Source organism: Paenibacillus sp. FSL H3-0469 (assembly GCF_038051945.1).
Classification (GTDB): domain Bacteria; phylum Bacillota; class Bacilli; order Paenibacillales; family Paenibacillaceae; genus Paenibacillus_AQ.
The window spans coordinates 5,466,333-5,491,747 of sequence record NZ_CP150302.1 but is presented as its reverse complement, the minus strand read 5'-3'; the positions used below and the strand labels follow the sequence as shown (position 1 = coordinate 5,491,747).

Sequence of the window (25,415 nt, the reverse complement as noted above, 5' to 3'; positions counted from 1 at the left end):
TTACATTCTCTAATTTTGGATCTCACCGAAGTGATCTCCAGATACTCACTCGTTGTTCAGTTTTCAAAGATCAAGCTCGTTGTCAGCGCCGCTCACCGCGTCACCAGCAACTCTTATAATATATCACATCCAACCGATCAATGCAAGCTCTTTTTTTCAACTTCTTTTTCGAGCTCGGCGTTGATGTTTCGCGGCCAGAAATAGAATATATCACGGATAGAGATTCATTACAAGCATTATTTTATAAACAACATCTCAGAATGATATTAGCCGCAAATGGACAGAATAACCGAATATCTAAACGTAAGCTATGGAAAGCCATAAGCCTGCGTTATCTAACCTTCTAGGGGGATTGTTATGGACACTCATGAATTCGTGGAGAAGTTCCAGGAGAATCAGCGTAAAGCGCTAAAGAACAGAAATCGCGGCAAAGGAACCCCAGGCGCAAGACTGGCCAACAAGCAGCATAGCTCTAACAAATAACAGTAACAAGCATGCCACAAGTGAAAATGGCTTTGCCGTCTCTTTTTTTAAAAACAAAGCAGGGATGTCTGCGCAGCCAGTTACGGCTCTGCGGACATCCCTTTTGCATTCTATTCTATAGAAGCAGTAGTAATTATTTGCTCAGTTTCGTTACACCTACAGCCACTTTCTCCATCTGTGCTTTGCTAAGTGATTTGTCAGCCGAGCTGATGGTTACAAAACGGTCTGCCAGCTTGAAGGTCAGCATTGGCGTATCCGAAGGGGTGTACCATTTCGCCTCAGTTCCATTGGAGAGCTTCACTGTAGTGCTGTCATAACCATCGGAATAGTCACGCGGCGAGACATTTACACGCATTTTATTGAACAGGAAGCTTACGCCGTCATCACCGCCCGCAACCTTCTGGAAGGCATCTCCGCTGACCATCTGTGTAGGGGCATAGGCTGTCTCAAAGCCCTCGAAGTTCGCAAACGCCTTAGCAATCTGCTCCTTCTGCGCTGCAGTGTATTGTACCGCCGTCAGCTTCACAGCTGAACCATTATCCGGCGTTGCGGCCCCTGTTCCAGTTCCAAGGATAACTTCATTCGTGGAGGCATTGAATGTCACCGGCACCTTAAGTGCATCTGCCATCGCCCGGACCGGAAGATACGTTGTATCCTTATAAGTGATTGGCGCCATTGTTTTGCCGTTGTTATCGACGGGGGTATAGGCCGCTCCGTTAACTTTGAACCCGATGCCGTGGTTAAGATAGGCGCTGATCTTCTGCATGTTCGTTCCTGCGTAGACCCCTGCTGAACCTGTAACGGCCATTCCGAATACCATAGTGGCTATGATCATTTTTTTGCTTTTCATTGAATATCGTCTCCCTTAGCCTGTGATGTTAGTGTGTTCCTTGCTATGAATTCATTAAACCATTAACTTGTTTCTAACTTGTATCCGGATTGTAAAGAAGTAATTCAAATCTTCACCCCATACACCTCTGTATACAAAATATCTCTGAATCGGCGGAACGCCTTCACCGTCACCGGCTCCGGGTAGGTCATAATCCGCAGCGGAAGATCAGCTTGTCCCGCACGCAGCGGCGGCTGCATATAGTCATAGGGATTCAGGTAAAAGCCCAGCCGCTCGTAGAATCCGATTCTTCTCTGTTCCAGCTCACCGTCCGGCGGCTCTACCTCAAGCAGCACCGGCTTGTCCGAACGCATAAGGTAGCTGCTCATCAGCTTACGGCCGATCCCTCCGCTCCGGCACCCGGGATTCACGGCAATATGCTCGATGAACCGCAGCTCGGGTAACTCCCATGCCGCCAAAAAAGCCAGTATCTCCCCCTCCGCATCCTTGCTGGTATACAGATGATAATTCGGCTGATCCAGCAAAGCCTGCTGCCCGCTGCGGGTTCTAAGCTCACTTACCGGAAAAGAGGCTTCCATGATAGCGAATATTTCATTGAATTCTGCTTCACTAATGCCTGCTTCATTAATAGATGTCTCAGTGATCATTGTATTATCGTCCATTGCAATGGCCTGCTTTCTGCCGCTTCGCTGCGTGAAGGGCTCTAATGTATGGTTCCCTTATCCGGTTAAAAATACCTCCAGGGAGTGTGTACGCATCAAGTTGTTTCAAAATAAAGACTGTCACAGAACATTCTCCGATATCACAGGGTCCGTTTAGCATCTGGTACTAGGAGAACGTGCTATACTGTAATTAACAGATACATCATTACTTATAATAGGAGAGGTTCATTTGGATAATCAACGCTGGATCGCACCTGAATTCTACAATCTCACTTCGGAGATGGAGCAGCATCCTGAAGACAAGATTGCAATTAAATGGTTACATGAAAACGGGAGCCTGGAGCAAATCACCTATGGTGCGCTCATGGCTCAGGCTAACCGTCTCGCCGGCGGACTGGCCGGTCTCGGACTTACGCAAGGCGACCGGGTCCTAGTCATGGTCCCCCGCCGCATCATCGCCTATGCGATATATCTGGCCTGCCTGAAGCTGGGACTGGCTGTTATTCCTTCGTCTGAAATGCTGCGGGCGAAGGATCTCTCATACCGGCTCCGCCACTCTGAAGCACGGGCCGTTATTGTCTGGTCTGAGGCTACCGGAGAAGTCAACAAAATCTCCGATGATCTTCCCGCACTGGACTACCGCTTGTCCGTCTCCAGCGGTGCGGCTGAGCCTGAAGAAGGCTGGATCGACCTGGAAGGTCTAATGGAAGGACAGGCTGATTCTTATCCTACGGTTGCCAGCCGCCGTGATGATATCGCCATTCTGGCCTATACCTCCGGAACCACCGGCAATCCCAAAGCAGTAGTTCACACGCATGGCTGGGGATATGCCCATCTGCGGATCACGTCCTCCCTCTGGTTCGATATCCGAGAGTCAGATACGGTCTGGGCTACAGCCGCACCGGGCTGGCAGAAGTGGATCTGGAGTCCGTTCCTGACGGTACTCGGCAACGGGGCCACCGGCTTCGTCTATAACGGAGCCTTCCATCCGGAGCGCTACCTGCAGCTGCTGCAAGATGAGAAAATCCAGGTATTATGCTGCACACCGACGGAATACCGCCTGATGGCGAAGACTGAAGGTCTGACAGACTACGATCTGTCCAATCTGCGCTGCGCTGTATCCGCCGGTGAACCGCTGAATCAGGAAGTGATTCATACCTTCCTGCAACACTTCAATATTACAATCCGTGACGGCTATGGACAAACAGAGAGCACACTCATCATCGCAGCGCTGAAGGATGAACCGATCCGGGTCGGCTCCATGGGCAAATCGATTGCCCCCGGCATTGTCGAGGTAATCGACGAGGACGGACATCCGCTGCCGGCCGGAGTGGTTGGTGATATCGCCGTACACCTGAGCATGCCTGCATTGTTCCAGAACTACTACAAAGATCCTGAGCGCAAAGCGAACTGCTCGCATGGGGAGTATTTTGTAACGGGCGACCGGGCACGCAAGGATGAGGACGGCTATTTCTGGTTTGAGGGGCGCGGCGATGACATCATCATCAGCTCGGGCTACACGATCGGGCCGTTCGAGGTCGAAGAGGCGCTGATGAAGCATACCCTCGTCAAAGAATGTGCAGTAGTCGCAAGCCCGGATGAGATCCGCGGGTCAGTCGTCAAGGCTTTTATCGTACTGAGGGACGGCCATGCCGGAACACCGGAGCTGACCAAAGAGCTGCAAGCCCATGTCAAGGAGCAGACTGCCCCCTACAAGTATCCGCGCAAAATCGAATACATTACGGATCTGCCGAAGACTACCTCCGGAAAAATCCGCAGAATCGAGCTGCGTGAGCAGGAGAAGCGCGCTAATCTGTAGCAAAAGCTACTCAGCCGAAATTATAAAATCCCCGTTCCTGCAGTGATGCAGGACGGGGATTTTTGTGTTTTTGGAATGCTAAGCACGCAGGGCGTACCTTACTCGGACCAATACTCCGCTTCCGGGTTGAGCGTAGCGCCTACTTCGCCTTCTTTTACCAGATCGCAATCCAGGTAGCCTTCCTCATCCAGGAAATAAACCTCCTGCTTATAGAATTCACACAGTGTCTCCAGGAACTTCTCCGGTGAATCGTACATCACCACCAGATCGCCGTAGTCGTGCAGCAGATCGCAGATCCGTTCCACGCCTTCTTCAGAGCGGTAGTAGCAGATATAATCACTTCCATAGTTCGTCAGCAGCGGCAACACGGTTCCACCGCCGGTATATCCCTTCTCCTGCAGAATCCCTGACAGTATCTTCACTTCATGGCCGTATTCTCCGATATGAATTAGCCGGTAGCCCGGAATGAACTCTAGCAGACTGGGATCTTCCTCGGCACCGCCCGTTCCAAGAACCGTATCATAGACCGCACGCAGAAGCGCAGGTACTTCGGGTGTAAACTCTAATATCGCATCGCTGCCCCCTGCCGGAGCTTCGCCCAGACTGGCGGTGTACCCGGGACGCAGCTGCGTGGACAGCTTAAGGAATTCCTGAAATGTACCGGTAAGCATGTAATCATCCTTTCTCACAAAAATATAGCGGAGCCATAAGGAACGCCCCTATCTCTCCGCCTGGTGCTGTCATGCTAATGTGCTATGTTATTGGAGATTGGTTACTTGGCAGCCGAAGCCCACATCTTCTCCAGCCACTGATCGAAATCCGCGCCCTTCTCGCCTTCATAGGCATCGTAGACATCAACCCGCATCTTCTTCAGCTTCTCTTTGAACTCTTCGTAAGAATGGTCCTTGGGCAGACTCTTTTTAATCCGCAGGATGATCTTGGACACTCCTTTGAACAGTTCAGCTTTGTTCTTCGATGGAACCTTGACCTCTTCGCCAAAAGCCACCAGCTTGTGATATGCGGCTTCTTGCACGGTATATACAGGATCGCTGATCATCAGCCGATTAAGGATATCGATAATTTGTTTGTGGTTGTAGCGGCCCAGCTCTTCTACCGCTTCAAGACGCGCTCTCCAGTCTGCGGAACGGCCGGCGGCTTTCTTCAGTTCGTCATAGTTCTCTGGCAGCTCTTGGATTACTTCTTCATTATTCAAGCGTTACAATCCCCTTCTTGGTTAAATCTGATATATAGAACGTTACTTAGTGCAATTCTACCGTACTGCGCTGCTTGATTTCAATCTTTTGTCCAAACATTCATGGAAAAGGACTTGGAGGACGGGTTTTGACTAACGATAGCTGTATGCGTATAGTATGTACCAAATCATCCGCCATTAGATAAAGGAGGCCCGCTATAGATGAAGGCCATTGCTATACATATGAACGGACCGCACGGCGATCTAACGGAGATAGAGCTTCCCCTGCCTGTTCCGGGTGAGCATGAGGTGCTGATTAAGATGTATTCGACCTCGGTGACTCCGGCAGATTGCAGGATACTCGAAGAAGCACGGATTACCAGCGGGGAACGCCCTGCTGCCAGTCCGTTCACTCCAGGCGTGGTTGTAGCCGGAATCGTTGCGGGCACCGGCGCAGGGGTGAGCCGCTTCAAGGCTGGCGACGAGGTATTCGGCCTGAAGACTGTAGCCGAGAGCGGAGGTTACGCGGAATATACTTTGGCTAAGGAGGATGAGCTTGCACTTAAGCCCCCGGGGTTATCCTTCACAGCAGCCGGGGTGTTACCCGCTGCCGGGCTTGCGGCCTGGCAGGCGTTGGCTGCCGCTAAGGTCGCAAGCCGGGACCGCGTGCTGGTGCAGGACGGTACTGGCGGAACCGGCAGCTTCGCAGTACAGCTGGCCAAGCTCAGGGGTGCTACGGTGATTACTACTGTCAGCGGTGATGATGAGCTGGATGTTGCCTGGGGCCTCGGGGCCGATCAGGCGATTAACAGCAGCGTGCAGGATTGTGCCGCGATTCTGGGACAGAGCATCGATGTGGTGATTGATACCGCAGGAGGCAGTGTGCTAAGCAGAAGCTGCGCGGTACTGGCTCCGGGCGGAAGGCTGATCTCCACTGCTGAACAGCCTGATCCTGCCTTGGCAGCACAGCAAGGAGTTACATCAGCTTATCTGACTCCCGTTGCCGATCCCTACCAGCTGAGCGAGCTGGCCCGGCTGACGGCCGGGCGGAAGCTGCAGCCGCTGATCGGCGGTGTTTTTCCGCTGAGTGAAGAAGGGCTGCGTACTGCACATGCACTTAGCGTAAGCGGAAGGGCGCGGGGTGTTATTGCTATTACGATTAAAAAGTAGAGGATAACCGGAGCATACGCATTAGCCGTAGCTGTACGAGCGAATCTGACTATACTGTGTGCAACCTCATTTTCATCAGCCGCAGCATATGGTAAATTCCCCATTGAAGCTGCACACCTTAGGTAAGGGGATGATCGGCATTACATTTATCATTGTATTCACAGGACTATTGCTTGCTGCAGTCATAGTATTTGTCAGGATTCTGCGAATCCGCCGCCAGTTACACGAACAGACGATTATTCTCTCGGACCGTCTTGCCAACTTCTACGGCCGCTCTACACAGGGTCAGGGACAAATCCGCGGTAATGGCTGGCTTCTTCTGATAAAGGACGATCTACGATGGGAAATGTATCTGCCTGCCCGAAGCCTGGTCATTCCGCTGAATTCTATCCTGAGTGTCGACACAACCCCTGCACATCTCGGCAAAACCGGCAAGGCCGGCCAGTTGCTGTTAAGAATTACATATACAGACGGAGAACAGGAAGAATGCGCCGCTTGGAAAGTAGATCAAACCCAGCAGTGGGTTAGTTCCATTAATAAGAGACGCAAGCAGGTTCAATGAAGCTCAAGCGGAGAAGTCCCTCCCTCAATTCACTTGAAAGTTATGTACCAGCACGACCAGCAGCACAGCCACCAGGATCCCGGGCAGCAGGTTGGCTACCTTGATCTTGGTGATCCCAAGCAGGTTCAGTCCGATTCCGATAATCATCACTCCGCCTGTAGCGGTCATCTCTGCAATACAGTCGGTCAGCAGCGCATCAGGCACAAACCGGGTTATCTGCGTAGCCAGTAAAGCGATGGCCCCTTGATACAGAACAACAGGAATGGCCGAGAACATCACGCCGATGCCCAGCGTTGAAGTCAGAATCATGGCAATGAATCCGTCCATGATGGATTTGGCGTAGAGGATCTCATGATTGCCTTTGATACCGCTGTCCAGCGCACCTAGAATAGCCATCGCTCCCACAACAAACACCAGGCTTGCCGTAACAAAGCCCAGCGAAATACTCCCCCGTCCGCCCGCACCCACTCTGCGCTCCAGCCAATCGCCCGCACGGGTGAATTTGTCTTCAATGTTGATCCACTCCCCGGCCACAGCGCCGATCACCAGACTTAGAATGACAATGAGGAAATTCCCGCTTTTCAGACCCATCTGCACCCCTAGCAGCATAAGCGCCAGCCCAATCGCTTGCATCACGGTGTTCTTCATACTCTCCGGTATCCGCTCCAGCAGCTTGCCCAGCAGAGTTCCGGCAATAATAGCTATTCCATTCACGATTGCTCCGAGCAGTACCATTCTTCAGCAACTCTCCCGTCGATTCTTTTCTCTCTTAATCTGCATTATAAGGGCAGCCATCAATGTGGAGTCAAGATGATTCTCTGCTGGGAGGAATGACAGATTCCAAGACGCACCGGCGAAAAATTGACAAATTTCGGTTATCGATGGTACGCTCACTAATAGAACAACTCAGGTAAGGAGCGTCTCTATGACTGACCGGATGATTCTTAATCAGGCAAGCTTAACCAAGGAAGTACGCCTTATTCTTGCACTTCTGAATTCCGGAAATCCAGATGAGACGGCGCGGAAGCATCCGCAGTTGTTCACAGAGGTGAACTGGGACTTATTCGTGGAGCTGAACCGTCAGCACAGGGTGTATCCCTATCTCTATTCCAGGCTGAGTAAGATGGAGGAGAAGGTGGTCCCTTCTGACGTTCTGGAGCAGCTGAAATGGCAGTACCGCAGGAATACAGTGCAGATGCTCCAGCTTAGCGGTGAAATGAGCAATATCGCAAGTCAGCTGGCTGAGCTGAATATCCGCTGTCTGTTCCTCAAAGGTCCGGTGCTTGGGCAGGAACTGTACGGCGACCTGTCGCAGCGCACCTCCCGGGATCTCGACTTCCTGGTGCCGATTGAACAGCTGGAGGATGCTGAAACCCTGCTGATCCGGCTGGGCTATGAGAAGGAAGACAAGTTCGAGAGCCTGCTTGGCGACTGGAAATGGCGGGAGCATCATTCGACGTTCGTGCATCCGCTCAGCAATATTAATCTGGAGCTGCACTGGCGGTTAGGACCGGGTCCCGCCAAAGAGCCTGCGTTCGACGAGCTCTGGCGACATTCGCGGACCAGCAGCACCTTCGGCCAGAATGTCCGCTATCTGGGGCCGGAGGATCTATTCATGTTCCTGGCTGTACACGGTGCCAGACATGCCTGGTCCCGGCTAAGATGGCTGCAGGACATCAAGATGCTGCTAATGGGCCAGCAGCCGCCCGACTCCGCCAACCTGGTCCGCTTACTACAGCGCTATGATCACAATGCCATAGGAGGACAGACGCTGATTCTGGCCAGAGAGCTGCTGGAGACACCCGTCGATTCCAGACTCGCCCCTCTGATGGACAGCCCCAAGGCCCGCAGGCTGGCGCATGATATTCTGTTCTATCTCCCGCGGATTGTGAATTTGAATACCCCTCCGCTGGAGCCGGAGGTGGAGCAACACTTCAAGCGGTATTTGCCAAGCATTCTATCCACCCGAAGCCGGATGCTCCGCTCCGCCAGCTTCCTGTACCCTTATGCTGCGGATGCCAAGACGCTGCCGCTGCCGAAGCTGCTGCATTTCTTGTATTTCCCGCTGCGGCCTTTGCTGTGGAGCTGGCGGAAGATGACGGGGGCGGAGAAGGAGATGTAGGCAGGGACAGCCATACCAAAAAGGCAAGTGCTGCGTTAGATTAGCAGCACTTGCCTTTTTACGGTTTCGGAGCCGGGTGGCGGTCAGCCAATGTAATCGGTTTTTCGATTACATTTGGGCCACAACCTCTGCGCTCGCCCAATGTGATCGGTTTTTCGATTACATTCGGGCCACAACCTCTGCGCCCGCCCAATGTGATCGGTTTTTCGATTACATTCGGGCCACAACCTCTGCGCTCGCCCAATGTGATCGGTTTTTCGATTACATTTGGACCACACACCCACGCAGCACCGAATGTGTTCGGTTTTTCGCCTACATTCGTGTTTTAGGTATACCCTTACCCGGCCTCTTCCTGCCCCTTCAATAGCCGGCTGAACATGCCGCCCTTCTCAGAAGCCAGACCGCTATAGACTCCCTGCTGGATGACCCGGCCCTGGTCAATGACCAGAATCTGATCGGCTCCACGGATTGTAGACAGGCGGTGGGCAATGACGATGACGGTCACCGATGCCTTAATCCGCTCCAGCGCCTCTTGAATCCGCTGCTCGTTCTCAGTGTCGAGCGCACTGGTCGCCTCATCAAGCACCAGAATCGACGGCTTGCGGATAATGGCGCGCGCCAGTACCAGACGCTGCCGCTCCCCGCCTGACAGACGGACGCCCCGGTCTCCGAGCAGTGTATCCAATCCGTCCTGCAGCTTGCGGACAAAGTCCGCCGAGGAAGCAAACTCCAGCGCCTCCCACAGCTCAGCTTCCTCCGCATCCGGCTTGATCATCATCAGATTATCCCGGATGGTAGCGTTGTACAGGAACGGGTCCTGCGCCACATACCCGATGGATCTCCGGTAGGACAGCAGCCGTTCCCCTGTGACCGGCTCGCCGTCCGCCAGAATCTCCCCGTTCTCCGGCTGCATCAGTCCCATGAGCAGATCGACGAGCGTGCTTTTGCCGGCGCCTGAGCGTCCGACAATCGCCGTCATCTGCCTGGCGGGAATCCGCACATTGACGTTCTGGAGCGAATATTGCGGCTCGTCCGCATGATAACGGAAATCGACATTCCGGGCCTCCAGACCGTGCTCCAGCGTCATAGGCAGCACACGTTCTCCGCCTTGATCCGGCTCATGCTCAACAGCAGCCAGACACTCTTCCTGCAGCGATTGCAGCTGTTTGAAGGATGGCACTACTGAGGCCAGCTGTTCCAGCAGCGACTGTAGCGTCGAGAAAGTCGGCCACAGCCGGGTGAAGACGAGAATGACCAGCAGCAGATTCGGCCCCTGCACTTGCATGAACCGGAAGGAGACGAAGATAAATACAGCAATCAGCAGCGTGGAGGACAGCTTATACAGGAGCTGGGAGTTAGAGCGCAGGCGTGTGTAGTCGAGCTGCTCCTGCTTGACCTCGCCGGTGAAGGCATGCAGCCACTCGAGGCGGGACTGCTCCAGATTATTGCTTTTGATATCCTTGATCCCGTTCAGCTGATCGGTGATACCGCCCAGATACGTCTTGCCCAGCTCCGTGCTGCGGCTGCCCAGCCTCTTCGCCTTACGGATGAACCGCCGGGAGAAGATGGACAGCAGCGCCGCACAGACGAGCACCGCCAGTGTCATCTTGGGGGACAGCCAGAAGGCAAAGGCAATCTGCACCAAGGTGAACAACAGCGAAGTGAGAAACTGCAGGAAGCCGCTGATACCCGCCAGAACTCTGGCTAGCTCCGTGGTCATCATATTGATCAAATCAGAGGTGCGTTTTCTCAGAAAAAAAGACCACTGTGCCCGCAGCAATGCGCTATACACCTCATATCGCAGTTGCCTGCCATAGGTCTGCTGAATTTCTACATTGCGAATCGCTACAAACCTTGCAATCAGATTCTGACAGAGCACAATTAGAACGTAACTGCCCAGCACCAGCAGCAGCGCTGTGGATTGCGGCAGTTCACTGATGAATCCGAGCATAGGAAGATGATAGCCCGCCGCCGCGCCGCCCAGCTGAATGCCGGCCATGCCAAGCATGGGAACAAGCAGCAGTATGGCAGAGCTCTCCAGCAGACCGCTGATCACCATGCCCAGCAGATTAAGATACAGCTTCACGCCCGACAACCGCTGTAGCTGCCGGACGTAGTAGATTATGGCTTGCATGGACCCACCTCGATTACTCGGCTTGTAACACCTTCGCGAACTTCTCCACCACCACGAAGCCTTGCATAGCGTCATCCCCCGAGACATAATGGGCTCCGCTGCGCAACCAGGCGTGGGCAATCATTTTTCCCTGCTTATCGCGGGCCACCCCCATATAGAGGGTACTCTCAATCCCCCGCTTCTCCAGCATCTTCAGGGCGGCTACCGCCCGGACCATACAGGTGCTTTTCCAGGGCGTATAGCGGCTCATCACCCGGATCGCCTTGGTAATCTGCTGGATGCGGCGAATATCGGAAGTTCTGGATACTTCGGGAGTCTCCATGGATTTCACCCCCAGCTGCGGGGCGGTCCTGGCAAAGGGGAACAACAGCTGGATGCGGACCAGCATCAGCCGCCATAACGTCTCGGGAATCAGCGCAAGCAACGCCTTGTCATGCACCAGCAGAAGACGGAGCCGCCGGAGAGTCATCATGGCCCGCTAACGATAGAGACAAGATCCTCATTCAGCAGATTCTGTACAAAATCAATGGCATCCTGCTGCGCCAGCTCTGCCGGTACCTCAAAGATCTCCTGCATCTTCCCGGCAATCTGCCGAATCGATACCGGTGAAGCCAATGCTTCCCAGATCTCACCGCCGACTTCGCCGAGGTTGTAGTATTTGCCGTTCTTCACATTCAGCATGACCTTCTCGCCGTCCATGTCACTTGCGATATTGCCTTCCCGTTGAACCAGTACCGACTCCAGCGACAGCACTTCTGTAGTATTCATATTCATAGGTTCATCTCCTTCATCTTAGGCATAATCGTCTCCATAATCATTTCCGTCTGCTGCGGTGCACTGAAGCCCTGCTCGGGGCGGGTCAGCCGGTACATCGGCAGCCGGTTTACGAACGAGGCCAGCAGCCCGAAGTGCCATTCTCTGACCCCCATCGGGTCGACCAGCGCTTTTTGATAAGTATGATTGTATAAAGTATGAAGCCGGTCCAAGCCGCTTATCGCCTCTACGGCCACCGGCCCGTCCTGCACCACAGAGAGTTCAAATATGCCGGCCAGCGGCAGCGGCTCACTCTGGAACCGGTCATGCACCGGTACCGCGAACTTGGTCTCCCGCTGAAACAGCGGACGGTACGCAGACGAATTCATTCCCAAATAGTCCAGGCTCTGCTGCCACAGCTTCTGCTGCGGATAACCTGGAACAGCTAATGGATGTCCATTATGCACCAACACGGGAATAACGTCGTCACTGACCAGGAGATGTCCCTGATCCATCAGATAGGAGGCAAGCGTGGATTTACCCGCACCTGAACGCCCCACCAGCGCATAGGCTTTATTGTCCAGCACAAGCGAGCTGCCATGCAGGGCCAGTATGCCTTTTTGCATCAATACTACACCCATACAGCTGCCCAGAATGAACAAGCGGATACTATCCGGATCGGCGCCTGCTGCTGGAGAGACTGTAATCGTACTGCCGTTCTGTATGGAAAAAATAGCAGTGCCCTTCACCATGAACATCACTTCATGCTCCGCGATGCCCAGGTTCGGCGTAATTTTCGGTATCGCTTCCCATCGTTCAGACAGAAGGCCTTCCACTACCGACAGGCTCCCTATCCTTCCGGGTTGATCCGTACGGGGGAGCTCCGGCAACGGGAACTCACTGAGGATTTGCAGGCCAAAAGCCTTATAACCGAGGCATTGCACTGTGCCAGCCATACTGCTCACTCCATCTCAGTCAATTTCACCCGTTGTCTTGCGGATGACAAGTGGAAACGGCATTGCCGTCCTTTGAAAGGATGGTACCGTTTCGGAACGTTACTTCGGATAAAGGGATAGCCCTGATCCCCCTCCAGCAAGCTAAGAGGGATTAGGGCTGAGCGGTAATGCAGGAAGACTAGGAGTGACTAACGATTTCATCTGGATCGGCTTGGAACGCATCGGCAATGGATACCCCCGGGCCAGCCATAGTCATTTTCACATCCAACACTTCCAATGCAGGCTTGCTGTATTCCTTTTTCATCTTGTCACCCCCTTTCAAGAAACGTCCTTCAGGAGAGCCGCTTCAAAAAGCGGTAGAACACCAGTCCTCGCGTAAGAAGGCGGAAATCTGTGTTAAAGATTAATAATGGTTCGGGCTCACTACCCAGCCGGTCCAAGCATCCGGCGAGCCCGGGACGATTCAGATAAGACGAAGTACGGGGGTCTTGCAGCATCTCCCTCAGCTCCTGCTGGAACCTCTGCCACTCGGGCAGCATACGGGTAATGCCGTCCGCACCCTGGATACCGCGCCGGGTCTGATTGAGTCTGACCTTATCCGGCAGCCGCCCCTCCATCGCCCTGCGGATGAGCGAGCGGTCCATTCCGTTCTGGACGTATTGCTCCTCAGGCACCGACATACAGAAGTTGATGACACGCAGGTCATTCGTCGCATCCCGGTCCCAGACCCTGTACTTCAGCGACAGCTTGGTAGCCGCCGTTCCGTTCACATTCCAGACATGCGGCTGGCGGAAATGCTCTCTGCGGATATCGTACACAGTCTGGGAGGCTGGCGACTGGTCCAGCTCCTTCAAGCGCTCCTGCACCCCTGTCCGCCGGGCAAATTCAGGATGGATCAGCTCCGGCGGAGCCTCCTGCTTCCCGGTCATCAGCTGGCCCAGGGCAGGGAATACCTTGCGCCCGGCAATCTTCAGCATTCTTTTGCGGCTGACGCCCATCGAATGGCTGTACAGCTTATTCTCCCGGTAAAAGCGGAACCAGCGGAACTCCCGCAGCAACTTCGCCTGGTAATCCAGCGCCGGCCCCCAGGAGATACTCCAGTTGCCCCGCTGTCCGCTGAGCAGCACACCAGCATTCTTCAGTCCGGCTTGTTCATATATGCCTCTCAGCCAATAGGAATTCTCTATGAATTTGTAGGGCATCTCCATAATATCGAGCCATTCGTCGATTTCGCCATAAGAGCTGCGGTCAGGAAAATTGTAAAAGCCAGGCTCAATATTCCCGACGTAGTCTACGGTCTCCTGAATATATGGACGCTCATCGGTCACCCGCTGGCCCAGCTTGAACCCTGTAAAGTGATCCAGGGGATATGAACTGAAGGTGTAGAGCGGCTTACCTTCGCTGCGAAGCGCCTCTGCCGCAAAGCTCACCACCGCCCCTGAGTCCAGTCCGCCGCTTAAGTTCGCACCCGCTTCAAGATGGGTACGCAGCCGGTCCCGGACTGCACGTCCGAACACTTCACGGAATGCCTCCTCATACTCGCCATTGCTGCGCAGCCGGAGTGGAGACGGGGTCTGGAAGGTGTAATACCTGGAGAAGGTTATCCCCTTCGCGCTGACTGTCATTGAATGCGCCGGGGGCAGCTGCTCCACACCCTGATAGACCGTGGAGAACATATCCGCGACATCCATCCGGCCCTGGCCTGCCAGGTATTCAGAGATCCAGCCTTCATGCAGCGCGTGTGCTCCATCCATTAGCGTGAGCAAGGGATGAATCACGGTGCAGAAAGAGAACTGTCTGCCAGAGCGGTGAAAGTACAGCGTCCGGCTCCCCGAGAAATCCCTCGCTCCAAACAGCGTCTGCCTGCCGGCATCCCAGATCATGAAGGCAAAATCTCCGACCAGATGCACCGGAGCCTGATCCCCCCATTTCTCATAGGCCAGAAGAATCAGCAGGCTGTCCGGCATCGACCCCTGATCCTCCCGGACCACCTGAAGTTGTCCGAAGAGTTCGCTGCGGTTATCAATGATGGCGTCCGCTACGACCGCCAGCTTCCGCTGCGGATCATAATAGGGAAGCACCTCGCCCCGTGACTGCGGAGTAATCCACTGTGCGTGGCACCCGAGGAACAGCCCTTCCGTATTCCAGCCCCGGGCATCATCCGCCGGATAACGCTGCAGCTCCTGCATCAGTCGCAGGCCAAGCTCCGGGTCCAGCGGCCCATGCTGCATAGAATAGATCCCGGCGATTGCACTCATGGGTTACCTCCAGCTGTCTATAATTTCGCTACCGTTTCATTACTAGGTTCAATACAACAGGTTCTTAATAGTGAACACTTCTTATTACCTAAGATAACGTTCTTGCCATTAAATGTGAATAGTACCTGAGAGTACTTTTAGGTATCCTTTAGCGTATTGACTATAGTTAAAATCTATGGTATTAAAACCCTGAAATATGACCTATGGTATATAATGGCTTATACTAAAAGTGACTGATTCACCAAATACCTTTAGTAGGAGCTAGATTTATGAACATTCATTCAATAGACCCCATCCTGATTCCCGTACCGGAAAGCTTCGAAAGCAGCCGCCTGCAAATCCGCTCAGTAGTATGGGGAGACGGTGCCGCTGTGCATGAAGCCGTACAGGAAAGCGCAGCGGAATTACGTCACTGGATGCCTTGGGCCCGGCAGGTCCCTTCCGTGGAAGAATCGGAGGTATCCATCCGGAGATCACGGCTGCAGTTTCTGGAACGCAGCGATATCCGGCTGCTGCTTTTTCATAAGAAGACGGGACAGCTTATCGGGAGCAGCGGCCTGCACAGGATTGATTGGCGGGTGCGTAAATTTGAAATCGGGTATTGGGTTCGCACCTCATACGCGGGTCAAGGTTACATCACAGAAGCAGTGAATGCCATTACGGAGTTCGCCATACAGGAGTTACAAGCTAACCGGCTGGAGATCCGTTGCGACTCACGTAATACGCGGAGCGCTCGCGTAGCCGAACGTACCGGCTTTACTTTGGAAGGTATCCTGCGCAATGACAAGACTGATGTACAGGGGAACTTAAGAGACACAATGGTCTACTCAAAGGTTCGCGGGGCTGAATATTAACGGGAATAGTTAATTTTACTTATCTTATGCCTGCCTTCCGGAGGGGAAGTTACAATACAATTAGGATATATTACTTGATCCCGTGATACAGAAGGAGCAACTACCATGGATAGCTTTAAATTTGTCTACAATTATAAAGATATAGCTCCGCTGCGCAGCAGCTTTTTCGAGCTGGCAAAAGATACGTTCGGGCTGGAGCTGGAGCGCTGGTATGAGGAGGGCTTCTGGACGGATAAGTACGTTCCTTATTCTTATGCGGAGGGGAGCCGGATCGTGGCGAATGTCTCGGTGAATTTAATAGAGCTAACCATTAATGGAGTGAAGTTCCCTGCCGTGCAGATCGGCACGGTGATGACTCATCCCGACTACAGAGGACGGGGCCTGTCTGCCCGGTTGATGGACAAGGTGCTGGAGGAGTATGGACAAGCGTGTGAACTCATGTATCTTTTTGCCAATGAGTCAGTCTTGGAGTTCTATCCTAAGTTCGGCTTCCACCCGGTGGAAGAGCAGATCTTCTCCATAGCCTGCCCCGGAGGTGCAGCAGGATCTGCAGCAATCCGCAAACTGGATCTTGCCAACCCGCATGATCTGAGCCTGGTCTCTACTCTCGGAGCGAAGCGGATACCGGTATCTGAGCGTCTTGGCGTCAGCGGTGCCTATGGACTCCTGATGTTCTACTGCCTGAATGTGTTCAGCGATCAACTCTACTATTTGGAGGACGAGAATCTCATTGCCATCTGCCAGCAGGAGAATGGGCAGCTTGAGTTTTTCGATCTGATCAGCACACAGCCCGTCTCCTGCCGCGACATCGCCCTGAAGCTTGCGGACAGCGACACGGAGACGATCATCTTCCACTTCACCCCGGATGACCCTGGCCTGGAGTTGTCAGGCACCAGCCATTCAGAGGGCCTATTCGTCCGCACTCAGGGCGGGCAGCAGTATCCTGCGAACGTCAAGCATCCGGCTACTTCCATCGCCTAGTGAAGCATCAAATTGCAATATGTGAGAACAGCTTTAACTAAGTCGCTTGCTGAAGGTGTGCCATAGGTCACAGCGTCATAAACTGCCCCTGCCGGGCCAGGTACGCTTCCTTCTCCTTATAGTCCGGCATGATACTTCCCAGGCGCCGCCAAAAGGAACGGTCATGATTCATATGCAGCAGATGACACAGCTCATGAATGATGACATAGTCGATCACTTCAGGCGGCGCCATGGCCAGGCGATAGTTGAACGTCAGCTTGCCGTCAAAGCTGCAGCTCCCCCACTTGGTCCGCGATTCCACAATATCGACACTCTTCGGCTTCACTCTGAGCTGCGTCTGATAGGGCTTGATGCGGTCTGCGATGATTTTTTTCAGACTGGATGTATAGAACTTCTTCAGCGCAAGCTTCAGCTCCTCCGCATCCGCCTGCCGCTCCCCAATCAGCTCATGCAGCGCATATTCCTTCCCCAAGTACAGGAAGGCTTCTTCGCCGCCCTCATAAGCCTTAACCTTCGGCACCTGCCGGGCCGCGGCATTGCTGCGCAGCTTCTCCAGAATCTTCGGGCCTAGACTTGCTACCGCACCGAGGATCGTCTCTTCACTCGTTCCCTTGGGCGCTTTAACGGTAATGAGATCCGAGCCGTCCACCGTTACGGAAAGCTTCTTGCGCTTGGCATACTGGACATGTAACGTCACCATCTGATCTTCTAGTTGAATCTGCATAGCCACCATCGTTTCTGTAATTTCTAGTACACACTAATATACCGGATAACCGGATACAAACACCGCCAGATACAGGAGACCCCCCGCAATAAATAGCGTCGTGAGCAGGATATCCTTCCACTTCTTATCTTCCGTCAATAGCACAGCGGCGAAGGCCAGCGGAAAAGCTACAGCGAAATAACGCGGAGCAGACAGCAGCCAAGTCGGGGCCACCACATAGACGAAATAGGCGATCATGTACGCCATATAAGCGGGATTAAGCTTCTTCGCACTGCGGAGCATCATGAAGAGAGCCAGGAAGATTGCGCACAAATTCGGCAGCCATAGTCCCAGGAACGACCGGTAATCGGCATCCTTGAAGGTATTCACCGCATACTCCATCTGATATCTCACGGTATCGAAAAAGAAGTAGAACCGCTGCGACCAGTGCTCCCGCTGATAAATACTGAACTGGAACGCGTTGCCCGTCACATTGTAATTGATGTAGAGATAAGCCAGCAGACCGAACGAGACGCTCACCAGGGAGAGGACAGCCAAGATCAGCTTATTCGTAAAAGCCTTCCGGTCCATTGACCTGTAGCCAGCAGCCAGCTCCCGGGCAAATTCCACGGCAATCGGCACGGCCAGCAGAACCCCCGGGGAACGGGTGAATCCGGCCAGCGCCGCGCAGAGGCAGCCAAGCAGCCAGCGCTTTTTGCGCACAAAATACAGCGCCATCAGGGAGAGCAGCAGGAACAGCGCCTCCGTCATGGGAAGGAAGAAAAAGAAGGCCGACGGAAAGATGAAGATGTACTTCACTAACCGCAGGGCATTCCTGCGCCCCATATCCAGCCGGGCCAGTTCATAAGCGAACAACGCCGCAACAAGCGTGCAGAGATTGGCTACAACAAATCCGGCAGCCATATAATTTCCCGTGAAGAACTGCGCCAGCTTGATCATAACGGGGAAGAACGGCAGAAATACAATATGAAATCTGGGGTCCCCTTCCGTCACATACCACCGCTCGGCAATCCCCAGATAGGACATCGCATCAATTCCGCGGATATGCCACATCTCAATGAAGCGGGAGAACAGGCTGCCGGAGCCTCCCTCCCGAAGCACCCAGATTACATAAGCCGCAAGGATCAGCAGCACCCGGCTGAATATCACCCACAGTACAATCTTCAACCAGGTCCGCTGCCGTTCCTCCGGCGAGTCGTCCATATTCACCGTCCGCAGTGCGCCTGGGCTCATAATGTATCCGGTTATAGCGGGTATGGCCCGCAGGCCCGTCCAGATAAACAGGGCCAGACAGAGCAGCGAAGCCAAGGTCCCCGCCAGGGTCCAGGTATGCACGGACACAGCCCATACCCAGACAGCTAATATCATAACAAGTATAAAGAGCGCTGAAATTGCTGTATTGACCTTTTTCACCATAGCCTCCGGTTCCGCAAACTTTGCGTTGTCTTTTTCTCATTTTCTTATAGAAATGCCTGTAGCACAATGATTAGTTTGAGTCGGCCTTACAAAATAACCCCACAAAGCGGGACTTTAGCGTAGGTGATGACTCAGGTACTTTGCGGGGCCCCAAAATCGAAAAAAGGAACACTGCGTAAGATTTCAGCAGCGTTCCTCTTCGGTACAGCATAGGGTAATCCTTAATCAGGATTTGGGAAGCAACGGGAAATGACAAGCTACCGGACGGCCCGGCAGGACCTCTTCCAGCAGCGGCTCCACTAAGCGGCATTTGTCCTGAACGAACGGGCAGCGGGTATGGAACCGGCAGCCGGAGGGCGGATTGGCCGGCGAGGGCACATCCCCCTCCAGCATAATACGCTCCTGCTTGCGCCTTGGCGTAGGCTTGGGAATAGCCGAGAGCAGGGCGGCAGTATACGGATGCAGCGGAGCCGCGAACAGCTCTTCCGTCTCTCCCACCTCCACCAGCTTGCCCAGGTACATGACCCCAACGCGGTCAGAAATATGCCGGACTACGTTAAGACCATGTGCGATGAACAGAAAGGTTAGGCCCAGTTCCTTCTGCAGCTTCATCAGCAGGTTAATGACCTGGGATTGCACGGATACGTCCAGCGCAGACACGGCCTCATCGGCCACAATAAACTGCGGATTCAGTGCAATCGCCCGGGCGATGCCAATGCGCTGGCGTTGTCCCCCGGAGAATTCATGCGGGTAGCGGTTCCGGCGGCTGGCATCCAGACCCACCAGCTCCATCAGCTCCACCACCCGGGCATCGATCTCCTTGCCGGACATCTTCCAGTGAATGCGCAGCGGTTCGCCGATAATATCCTTGACGAGAAAGCGCGGATTGAGCGACCCGAACGGGTCCTGGAAAATGATCTGCATCTCTTCCCGCAGCTTCCGCATGTCACGCGAACCCAGCGAATGGATATCCTGGCCCTTGAATAACACCTGCCCCCCGGTCGCACTTTGCAGCCGGAGGAGAACCCGTCCGAAGGTTGATTTGCCGCAGCCGGATTCCCCGACCAGCCCGAACGTTTCACCTTGGCGGATCGCCAGATTGACTCCATCTACCGCCTTCACCTGCCCGACGGTCCGGTTAAGCAGGCCCTTGGTGATCGGAAAATACTTCTTAATATCCTTAACCTCCACCAGCACTTCCGAGGAGACTGCTACTTTACGGTCCGGCTTGGACAATGTCTTGTTCATCATGCGCGCTTCGCCTCCCTGCTGGTATCCGCTGAAACCGGCTTATCCTTGAACAGCCAGCAAGCGGCCCGGTGTTCATCAGAGATCAGGAAATCCGGCGGCTCCTGGTTCCGGCAGATCTCCATCGCATGCGGACAGCGCGGGTGGAAGCGGCAGCCCGCAGGCAGCTGTCCGATCGGCGGAATTGTTCCGCTGATCGTATAGAGCTCGCCTCCCCGTCCGCCTTCGAACCCCGGAATTGACTGGAGCAGACCTATCGTATAAGGATGGCTGGGATGGTCGAAGATCTCTTCCACACCGCCCTCTTCCACGATAGCACCCGCATACATGACAGCAATTCGGTCCGCCATCTCAGCGGCCACCCCCATGTCGTGGGTAATCAGCAGGATGGACATGCCAAGCTCCGACTGAAGCTTGCGCAGCAGATCCAGTATCTGCGCCTGCACAGTAACATCAAGCGCGGTGGTCGGCTCATCGGCAATCAGCAGTTCGGGGTTACAGGCCAGTGCAATCGCAATGACTACGCGCTGGCACATCCCGCCGGACAGCTCATGCGGGTACTGCTTCGCACGGATCTCCGGTGCGGGTATGCCCACCAATCTTATTAGATCTACCGCCAGCTTCAGCGCTTCTGCATCCTTCTTATTCTGATGCAGCCGCAGACTCTCAGCGATCTGCTCGCCTATGGTGAAGACCGGATTGAGCGAAGACATCGGGTCCTGGAAGATCATAGCGATCTGGTTGCCGCGGATTTCCCGCATCTCCTCCTGGCTCTTCACCCCCAGATCCTGTCCATGGAAGTCAATCTGTCCATCCAGGATCATACCGCCCGCATAATCGATCAGGCGCATGATCGCCAGCGAGGTGACACTTTTGCCGCTGCCGGATTCGCCTACAATACAGACCGTCTGACCTTTATTCACCGTAAGGGAGATGCCGTCAGTTGCTTTGAGCAGCCCCTTCTCTGTCGCGAAGCCGGCGGTTAGCTTCCGGATTTCGAGTAGTTTTTGCGCCATTGTTCCAGCCTCCTCCGGGATTTGGTCACTTGCTGTCTGGGATCAAGGGCATCCCGGATGCCGTCGCCGATAAAGTTAACCGCCAGCACCACCATCAGGATGCAAAAGCCCGGATATACCGCCTGCATCGGATCAATCAGCATGAACTCCTGCGCGTTGCTAAGCATCAGCCCCCAGCTCGTAGCCGGAGCCTGGATACCAAGCCCCAGATAGGACAATGCGGATTCACTGAGAATCGCGCCGCCGACCATCAACGTGGCATTAACAATGATCGGGAAGCTTGCATTGCGGAGCAGATGCCGGAAAATGATTCCCCAGCTGGATACCCCGATTGCTCTGGCCGCCTCCACATACTGCATTTCCCGCAGCTGCAGGAAGGTTCCCCGGACCAGCCGGGCAATACTCATCCAACTCGTGAACGCCAGAATCAGGATCATGAATTTAATCTGTGTTCCGAACAGCGCCATCACCAGGATATTCAGGAAGAGGGACGGCACGGAGTTCATGACGTCAACAATCCGCATGAATACCGTATCCACGAATCCTCCGAAGTAACCTGAGATCGCACCGACCACCGATCCGACCAGTACGGATACAAAGGCAACAGAGAAACCGATAAGCAGCGAGATCCGCGCACTGTACAGCAGTCTGCTGAGAATATCGCGGCCCAGCTCGTCGGTGCCGAGTGGATGCCCCTCCGCCCCCGGCTTCAGGTTGGCGAACATCAGATCAATCTTCTCCGGCCCATAGGAAGTCAGAAACGGTGCGAAGATCGCCAGCAGCACAAAGATAAGCAGGACGGCCAAGCCGCCCATGGCAAAAGGATTGCGTGAAAACTTCTTCCACAGCACTCTCCACGGGCCGGGAGGTCTATCCATATCCACCACCGGAATTTCCGGGTCGGTCCCGCCCGGCATCGGACTCATATCCGGCGTTCCCAGCGGCTTGGAGACCTTCCCTTTGTTAAGCTCTGTATTATCTGTACTCATGCTGCCTTCCCCCCTTGCTTGCCGAGCTTCACCCGGGGATCAACTACGACATACAGTATATCTGCCAGAAGATTGCCAATGACGACCATCACAGCCGTGACGATAGTCACCGCCATCAGTGCCGAATATTCGCGTGCAGTGGCCATCTCTACGAACCAACGGCCCATTCCCGGCCAGTTGAATACATTCTCTGTTAGTGCGGCCCCTCCCACCAGGATCGGAAGATCAAGACCTAGTATCGTAATAATTGGAATTAGTGCATTGCGCAGGGCATGGCGGAAGACCACCTTGCGTTCCTTGACGCCTTTGGCCCGTGCCGTCCGGATATAATCCTGATCCAGCACCTCCAGCATACTGGCCCGCGCATACTTCATATAAGAAGCCAGGAAACCAAGTGCCAGCACAGTTACCGGCAGCACCAGATGCATGAATAAATCAGCTATACTGTCTTCCTTGCCTCTTGTATGCATATCCGACAATGGGAACCAGTCCAGCTTGAGCGACAGCCACTGCTGCAATAGAATCCCGAACCAGAAGGTCGGCATGGCGAAGCCCAGATAGGAAATGAACGAAGCCGTCTGATCCGATAAACCATAGACTTTGGTACTATTGTAGATTCCCCAGGGGATTGCGATCAGCAGGGATACCAGCCAAGCCGCCCCCATCAGGATTATGGTATTGCCGATACGCGGCCAGAGCAGGTCCGAGATCGCAATATGGTTCTTGAAGGTATATCCCAGATCCCCTTGCAGCAGGTCGCCGATCCAGTGGATGTACTGGATATGAATCGGCTGATCCAGACCCAGATTCTTGGCCTGCTGCTCGAAGATTTCGGGAGTCAAGCCCGGGGCCAGCATCACTTGTGTGGGTCCTCCCGGAGCCGCATGGATGAGAAGAAAGGTTAGTATGGTAATCAGAAAGATGACCAGTACCGATTGAAGCACTCTACGTATCAGGTATTCTGTCATTGGCTATCCTCCTAGAGATGGTAAGGCGATAGATTACGGAAGGCCCCCCATTTATACAAAAGGGGGAGGTGAAAGAGAATTCTCTTTCACCTCCCGCAAGTCTATTCAGTTAGTCGGTACGTTACTCGGTTACCCACCATTTGATAGCGTGGAAGAACTGTCCATAGCCCAGTGACGGCTCTGGAGCATCCTCCTCTGCCCAGTGCACTCTAGGTCCTGTTCCGATCGCCTGACCATACTGATACAGGAAGACATAAGGAAGGTCGGTCGAGATTTCCTTACCTACTTCTTTGTAGATTTCTTTGCGCTTAGCCTGATCTACCGTAGAATATCCGTCTACCCACAGCTTATCCAGCTTCTCATTCTTATACCAGCCGCTGTTCTGTCCAGCCGGCGGGAAGTACTTGGAGGAGAAAATGCTCTCTGCATCCGGGTCTGGTGTATTCAGGGACCATGCCAGCAGCAGCGCCTGGAATTTACCCGGCGTAACGTTCTGGTCGATCCAGGCAGCGAAGTCAATCGCCTTCGGTTTCACTTCAATGCCGACATCCTTCAGGTTCTGCTGAATAACCGAGGCAACCTGCTCACGGCGGCTGTTGCCGGCGTTATATTGAAGCTCGAAGGAGAACCGGTGTCCGTCTTTGGTAAGAATGCCATCCTTGCCGGCAACCCATCCGTCCTCAGCCAGGAGCTTCTTGGCCGTCTCAGCATTGTAATCATAGTTCACAGCTGCATCGCCCGGATCAGCCCAGGTATCCGGCAGGAACGGAGCATTCATCAGGGCGCCTATGCCCTTCAGGATATTGTCCACCATCCCCTGACGGTTCAGGGCATGGGCAATCGCCTGTCTGGTCTTCTGTCCGGCGAACAGACCGTAGTTATCCGGGAAGTTCTTGCCGTCGAAGTTGAACATTACATATTCATATTGCGCGCCCGGCTTCTGGATGATATCAATCTTGCCGTCAGCCTTGACTGCTTCTACCTGGGTTACAGGAATCGCACTGATATGGTCTGTGTCACCCTTCATAATGGCCTGAACCTCAGTGTTCTGGTCGGCATAGATCTTATAGATCACCTGAGCGATATGAGGCTTCACGGTTCCCCAGTAGTTCGGATCAGCATCCATGGTATGACTCTCGCCTTGCTTCCAGGCTGTCCACTTCCACGGTCCGCTTGTAACGGTCTTGGCCGGATCAGTACCGAAGGGGTTCTTCTGCATTTCGGTCGGCTTCACATCCTTCAGGACATGGGCCGGAACAATCTCCTGAACGAGGGCGTACAGGAATGGGGCGTAAATCTGGGACATTGTGAATTTCACCGTGTGGTCATCGACCTTCTCCACGGTCTTCACCTTGTCATATTGGCTGATCAGGGGCGAGCCTGTCTCTTTATTCTTGGCCGTTTCAATGGTATAGATTACATCATCTGCAACGACGGGCTGGCCGTCACTCCATTTGGCGGTATCCTTCAGCTTCACAGTATAGGTCAAGCCATCTTCAGAGATCTCCGGCAGCGCGGCAGCCAGCGACCAATCCTCGGCCTGTACATTGCCTTCACGGTCCAGGTTGTACAGCTTGGCGAAGACGAACTGGGCCACATCACCAGACGCGGTGTCATTAACTAAGAGGGGATTAATATTAACAATATCGGAGAATGAGCTTGTAACTAGTGTTCCGCCGTCAACAGGCGCGTCAGCCGCAGGTGCTTCCGTAGCCTCAGGAGCCGCACTCTCTGCCGGAGCTGTAGTGGCTGCAGGCGCATTTGTTGAAGAACCCGCAGTGTTATTCGTACTGCAACCTGTGAATAGAACCCCTACCAACGATAAGACTAGTAAACCTGACCACCATTTTCTCTTTTTCGCCATTCCTTTACTCCTCCTTAGTTAAGTGCTTGTTCCTGCTCTTCAAAGCTTCTCGGGAGACTGGGATGCTCCGGATCGTTATCCGCCTAAGACCACTAATGACCGTCTTCGCATTACATGTGATATAACATCACACCTAATATATATGGAAGGAATGCGATGAATAGACCGCAGGTCAATTAGGGTCAGGGACAACTTTCCCGGCGGGAAGCCTTACAACTTCCCTCATAAATTATGGTTTATATTACATGTGAATATATCTTACGTCAATATATTTATTTATCGCTATGAAATCTTACTTTTTTGCTATGGAAACATTTACTTCCAATGTATCTTGGAATAACTGTAAAAAAACCTTTTACTTATTATTTAAATGAGTTTAATCGGGTTAGTTTTT

The 25,415-nt window shown here is 53.6% G+C and carries 25 protein-coding genes; 7 read left to right on the top strand and 18 right to left on the bottom strand.

Annotation, left to right across the window (positions count from 1 at the left end):
* Window positions 1-357 precede the first annotated feature (357 nt).
* Window positions 358-483, top strand: a complete 126-nt coding sequence (locus NSS83_RS24140; RefSeq protein ID WP_076161612.1) for a DUF4023 family protein — start codon at window positions 358-360, stop codon at window positions 481-483.
* A 133-nt stretch (window positions 484-616) separates the two neighbouring features.
* Here the strand turns inward: NSS83_RS24140 and NSS83_RS24135 are convergent, their stop codons facing one another.
* Window positions 617-1,333: a hypothetical protein gene (locus NSS83_RS24135; protein WP_341346664.1), complete on the bottom strand. Its 717-nt coding sequence runs from the start codon at window positions 1,331-1,333 to the stop codon at window positions 617-619.
* A gap of 104 nt (window positions 1,334-1,437) precedes the next feature.
* Window positions 1,438-1,995 (bottom strand): GNAT family N-acetyltransferase, encoded by a 558-nt coding sequence (locus NSS83_RS24130; RefSeq protein ID WP_341346663.1) that lies wholly within the window; start codon window positions 1,993-1,995, stop codon window positions 1,438-1,440.
* Between the two features lie 280 nt (window positions 1,996-2,275).
* Between NSS83_RS24130 and NSS83_RS24125 the strand changes: the two genes are divergently transcribed.
* A complete protein-coding gene (locus tag NSS83_RS24125) occupies window positions 2,276-3,814 on the top strand; it encodes an AMP-binding protein (protein WP_341188061.1) in 1,539 nt (512 codons plus the stop codon).
* A 98-nt stretch (window positions 3,815-3,912) separates the two neighbouring features.
* Here the strand turns inward: NSS83_RS24125 and NSS83_RS24120 are convergent, their stop codons facing one another.
* On the bottom strand, window positions 3,913-4,485 hold the full coding sequence (locus NSS83_RS24120; protein ID WP_341346662.1) for a hypothetical protein: 573 nt from the start codon (window positions 4,483-4,485) through the stop codon (window positions 3,913-3,915).
* 101 nt (window positions 4,486-4,586) lie between these two features.
* The gene (locus NSS83_RS24115; RefSeq protein WP_341186978.1) at window positions 4,587-5,027 is read right to left on the bottom strand and encodes a HEAT repeat domain-containing protein; all 441 of its coding nucleotides are present in this window, start codon (window positions 5,025-5,027) and stop codon (window positions 4,587-4,589) included.
* Window positions 5,028-5,228: 201 nt separating this feature from the next.
* Here NSS83_RS24115 and NSS83_RS24110 point away from each other — a divergent pair, with 201 nt between their 5' ends.
* The gene (locus NSS83_RS24110) at window positions 5,229-6,176 is read left to right on the top strand and encodes an NADP-dependent oxidoreductase (RefSeq protein WP_341346661.1); all 948 of its coding nucleotides are present in this window, start codon (window positions 5,229-5,231) and stop codon (window positions 6,174-6,176) included.
* 88 nt (window positions 6,177-6,264) lie between these two features.
* Entirely contained in the window at window positions 6,265-6,738 is a 474-nt protein-coding gene (locus tag NSS83_RS24105; RefSeq protein ID WP_341346660.1) for a hypothetical protein, read from the top strand.
* 24 nt (window positions 6,739-6,762) lie between these two features.
* Here NSS83_RS24105 and NSS83_RS24100 read toward each other — a convergent pair whose 3' ends face one another.
* Window positions 6,763-7,473 carry a DUF554 domain-containing protein gene (locus tag NSS83_RS24100; protein WP_341186976.1) on the bottom strand — a complete coding sequence of 237 codons (711 nt, stop codon included), beginning with the start codon at window positions 7,471-7,473 and terminating at the stop codon, window positions 6,763-6,765.
* 190 nt (window positions 7,474-7,663) lie between these two features.
* Between NSS83_RS24100 and NSS83_RS24095 the strand changes: the two genes are divergently transcribed.
* The gene (locus tag NSS83_RS24095) at window positions 7,664-8,860 is read left to right on the top strand and encodes a nucleotidyltransferase family protein (protein WP_341346659.1); all 1,197 of its coding nucleotides are present in this window, start codon (window positions 7,664-7,666) and stop codon (window positions 8,858-8,860) included.
* A gap of 337 nt (window positions 8,861-9,197) precedes the next feature.
* On the opposite strand, the gene NSS83_RS24090 is transcribed toward NSS83_RS24095, so the two are convergent.
* The 6 genes from NSS83_RS24090 to NSS83_RS24065 all read right to left on the bottom strand — a co-directional run bounded on the left by NSS83_RS24090 (window position 9,198) and on the right by NSS83_RS24065 (window position 14,961).
* A complete protein-coding gene (locus NSS83_RS24090; RefSeq protein ID WP_341346658.1) occupies window positions 9,198-10,994 on the bottom strand; it encodes an ABC transporter ATP-binding protein in 1,797 nt (598 codons plus the stop codon).
* 13 nt (window positions 10,995-11,007) lie between these two features.
* Window positions 11,008-11,466: a lasso peptide biosynthesis B2 protein gene (locus NSS83_RS24085; protein WP_036694594.1), complete on the bottom strand. Its 459-nt coding sequence runs from the start codon at window positions 11,464-11,466 to the stop codon at window positions 11,008-11,010.
* Window positions 11,463-11,768, bottom strand: coding sequence for a lasso peptide biosynthesis PqqD family chaperone (locus NSS83_RS24080; RefSeq protein ID WP_341346657.1), 306 nt, complete (start codon window positions 11,766-11,768; stop codon window positions 11,463-11,465). Before NSS83_RS24080 ends, NSS83_RS24085 begins: the two co-directional genes overlap by 4 nt.
* Window positions 11,765-12,703 carry an aldolase gene (locus tag NSS83_RS24075; RefSeq protein ID WP_341346656.1) on the bottom strand — a complete coding sequence of 313 codons (939 nt, stop codon included), beginning with the start codon at window positions 12,701-12,703 and terminating at the stop codon, window positions 11,765-11,767. The genes NSS83_RS24080 and NSS83_RS24075 overlap by 4 nt, the downstream gene beginning before the upstream one ends.
* A 178-nt stretch (window positions 12,704-12,881) precedes the next feature.
* The gene (locus tag NSS83_RS24070) at window positions 12,882-13,007 is read right to left on the bottom strand and encodes a paeninodin family lasso peptide (RefSeq protein WP_036694602.1); all 126 of its coding nucleotides are present in this window, start codon (window positions 13,005-13,007) and stop codon (window positions 12,882-12,884) included.
* A gap of 28 nt (window positions 13,008-13,035) precedes the next feature.
* Window positions 13,036-14,961 carry an asparagine synthase-related protein gene (locus NSS83_RS24065; protein WP_341346655.1) on the bottom strand — a complete coding sequence of 642 codons (1,926 nt, stop codon included), beginning with the start codon at window positions 14,959-14,961 and terminating at the stop codon, window positions 13,036-13,038.
* 269 nt (window positions 14,962-15,230) lie between these two features.
* On the opposite strand from NSS83_RS24065, the gene NSS83_RS24060 reads away from it, so the two are divergent.
* Window positions 15,231-15,815, top strand: a complete 585-nt coding sequence (locus tag NSS83_RS24060) for a GNAT family N-acetyltransferase (protein WP_341346654.1) — start codon at window positions 15,231-15,233, stop codon at window positions 15,813-15,815.
* A gap of 105 nt (window positions 15,816-15,920) precedes the next feature.
* Window positions 15,921-16,796: a GNAT family N-acetyltransferase gene (locus NSS83_RS24055; RefSeq protein WP_341346653.1), complete on the top strand. Its 876-nt coding sequence runs from the start codon at window positions 15,921-15,923 to the stop codon at window positions 16,794-16,796.
* A 67-nt stretch (window positions 16,797-16,863) separates the two neighbouring features.
* Here the strand turns inward: NSS83_RS24055 and NSS83_RS24050 are convergent, their stop codons facing one another.
* The 7 genes from NSS83_RS24050 to NSS83_RS24020 all read right to left on the bottom strand — a co-directional run bounded on the left by NSS83_RS24050 (window position 16,864) and on the right by NSS83_RS24020 (window position 25,021).
* Entirely contained in the window at window positions 16,864-17,520 is a 657-nt protein-coding gene (locus tag NSS83_RS24050; RefSeq protein ID WP_341346652.1) for a SprT family zinc-dependent metalloprotease, read from the bottom strand.
* 33 nt (window positions 17,521-17,553) lie between these two features.
* Window positions 17,554-18,855, bottom strand: a complete 1,302-nt coding sequence (locus NSS83_RS24045) for a hypothetical protein (RefSeq protein WP_341346651.1) — start codon at window positions 18,853-18,855, stop codon at window positions 17,554-17,556.
* 306 nt (window positions 18,856-19,161) lie between these two features.
* Entirely contained in the window at window positions 19,162-20,187 is a 1,026-nt protein-coding gene (locus NSS83_RS24040; RefSeq protein WP_341186968.1) for an ABC transporter ATP-binding protein, read from the bottom strand.
* Window positions 20,184-21,200, bottom strand: coding sequence for an ABC transporter ATP-binding protein (locus NSS83_RS24035; protein WP_341186967.1), 1,017 nt, complete (start codon window positions 21,198-21,200; stop codon window positions 20,184-20,186). The genes NSS83_RS24040 and NSS83_RS24035 overlap by 4 nt, the downstream gene beginning before the upstream one ends.
* Entirely contained in the window at window positions 21,167-22,126 is a 960-nt protein-coding gene (locus tag NSS83_RS24030) for an ABC transporter permease (RefSeq protein ID WP_341188060.1), read from the bottom strand. Before NSS83_RS24030 ends, NSS83_RS24035 begins: the two co-directional genes overlap by 34 nt.
* A gap of 59 nt (window positions 22,127-22,185) precedes the next feature.
* Window positions 22,186-23,157 carry an ABC transporter permease gene (locus NSS83_RS24025; RefSeq protein ID WP_036730648.1) on the bottom strand — a complete coding sequence of 324 codons (972 nt, stop codon included), beginning with the start codon at window positions 23,155-23,157 and terminating at the stop codon, window positions 22,186-22,188.
* A gap of 121 nt (window positions 23,158-23,278) precedes the next feature.
* Window positions 23,279-25,021, bottom strand: a complete 1,743-nt coding sequence (locus NSS83_RS24020; protein ID WP_341186966.1) for an ABC transporter substrate-binding protein — start codon at window positions 25,019-25,021, stop codon at window positions 23,279-23,281.
* Window positions 25,022-25,415: the final 394 nt, after the last annotated feature.

Bases quoted from the DNA above. Each gene is read 5' to 3' on its own strand.
- NSS83_RS24140 (WP_076161612.1), top strand. From the start codon at position 358: ATGGACACTCATGAATTCGTGGAGAAGTTCCAGGAGAATCAGCGTAAA.
- NSS83_RS24135 (WP_341346664.1), bottom strand. From the start codon at position 1,333: ATGAAAAGCAAAAAAATGATCATAGCCACTATGGTATTCGGAATGGCC.
- NSS83_RS24130 (WP_341346663.1), bottom strand. From the start codon at position 1,995: ATGGACGATAATACAATGATCACTGAGACATCTATTAATGAAGCAGGC.
- NSS83_RS24125 (WP_341188061.1), top strand. From the start codon at position 2,276: ATGGAGCAGCATCCTGAAGACAAGATTGCAATTAAATGGTTACATGAA.
- NSS83_RS24120 (WP_341346662.1), bottom strand. From the start codon at position 4,485: ATGCTTACCGGTACATTTCAGGAATTCCTTAAGCTGTCCACGCAGCTG.
- NSS83_RS24110 (WP_341346661.1), top strand. From the start codon at position 5,229: ATGAAGGCCATTGCTATACATATGAACGGACCGCACGGCGATCTAACG.
- NSS83_RS24105 (WP_341346660.1), top strand. From the start codon at position 6,265: ATGGTAAATTCCCCATTGAAGCTGCACACCTTAGGTAAGGGGATGATC.
- NSS83_RS24100 (WP_341186976.1), bottom strand. From the start codon at position 7,473: ATGGTACTGCTCGGAGCAATCGTGAATGGAATAGCTATTATTGCCGGA.
- NSS83_RS24095 (WP_341346659.1), top strand. From the start codon at position 7,664: ATGACTGACCGGATGATTCTTAATCAGGCAAGCTTAACCAAGGAAGTA.
- NSS83_RS24090 (WP_341346658.1), bottom strand. From the start codon at position 10,994: ATGCAAGCCATAATCTACTACGTCCGGCAGCTACAGCGGTTGTCGGGC.
- NSS83_RS24085 (WP_036694594.1), bottom strand. From the start codon at position 11,466: ATGATGACTCTCCGGCGGCTCCGTCTTCTGCTGGTGCATGACAAGGCG.
- NSS83_RS24080 (WP_341346657.1), bottom strand. From the start codon at position 11,768: ATGAATATGAATACTACAGAAGTGCTGTCGCTGGAGTCGGTACTGGTT.
- NSS83_RS24075 (WP_341346656.1), bottom strand. From the start codon at position 12,703: ATGGCTGGCACAGTGCAATGCCTCGGTTATAAGGCTTTTGGCCTGCAA.
- NSS83_RS24070 (WP_036694602.1), bottom strand. From the start codon at position 13,007: ATGAAAAAGGAATACAGCAAGCCTGCATTGGAAGTGTTGGATGTGAAA.
- NSS83_RS24065 (WP_341346655.1), bottom strand. From the start codon at position 14,961: ATGAGTGCAATCGCCGGGATCTATTCTATGCAGCATGGGCCGCTGGAC.
- NSS83_RS24060 (WP_341346654.1), top strand. From the start codon at position 15,231: ATGAACATTCATTCAATAGACCCCATCCTGATTCCCGTACCGGAAAGC.
- NSS83_RS24055 (WP_341346653.1), top strand. From the start codon at position 15,921: ATGGATAGCTTTAAATTTGTCTACAATTATAAAGATATAGCTCCGCTG.
- NSS83_RS24050 (WP_341346652.1), bottom strand. From the start codon at position 17,520: ATGCAGATTCAACTAGAAGATCAGATGGTGACGTTACATGTCCAGTAT.
- NSS83_RS24040 (WP_341186968.1), bottom strand. From the start codon at position 20,187: ATGATGAACAAGACATTGTCCAAGCCGGACCGTAAAGTAGCAGTCTCC.
- NSS83_RS24035 (WP_341186967.1), bottom strand. From the start codon at position 21,200: ATGGCGCAAAAACTACTCGAAATCCGGAAGCTAACCGCCGGCTTCGCG.
- NSS83_RS24030 (WP_341188060.1), bottom strand. From the start codon at position 22,126: ATGAGTCCGATGCCGGGCGGGACCGACCCGGAAATTCCGGTGGTGGAT.
- NSS83_RS24025 (WP_036730648.1), bottom strand. From the start codon at position 23,157: ATGACAGAATACCTGATACGTAGAGTGCTTCAATCGGTACTGGTCATC.
- NSS83_RS24020 (WP_341186966.1), bottom strand. From the start codon at position 25,021: ATGGCGAAAAAGAGAAAATGGTGGTCAGGTTTACTAGTCTTATCGTTG.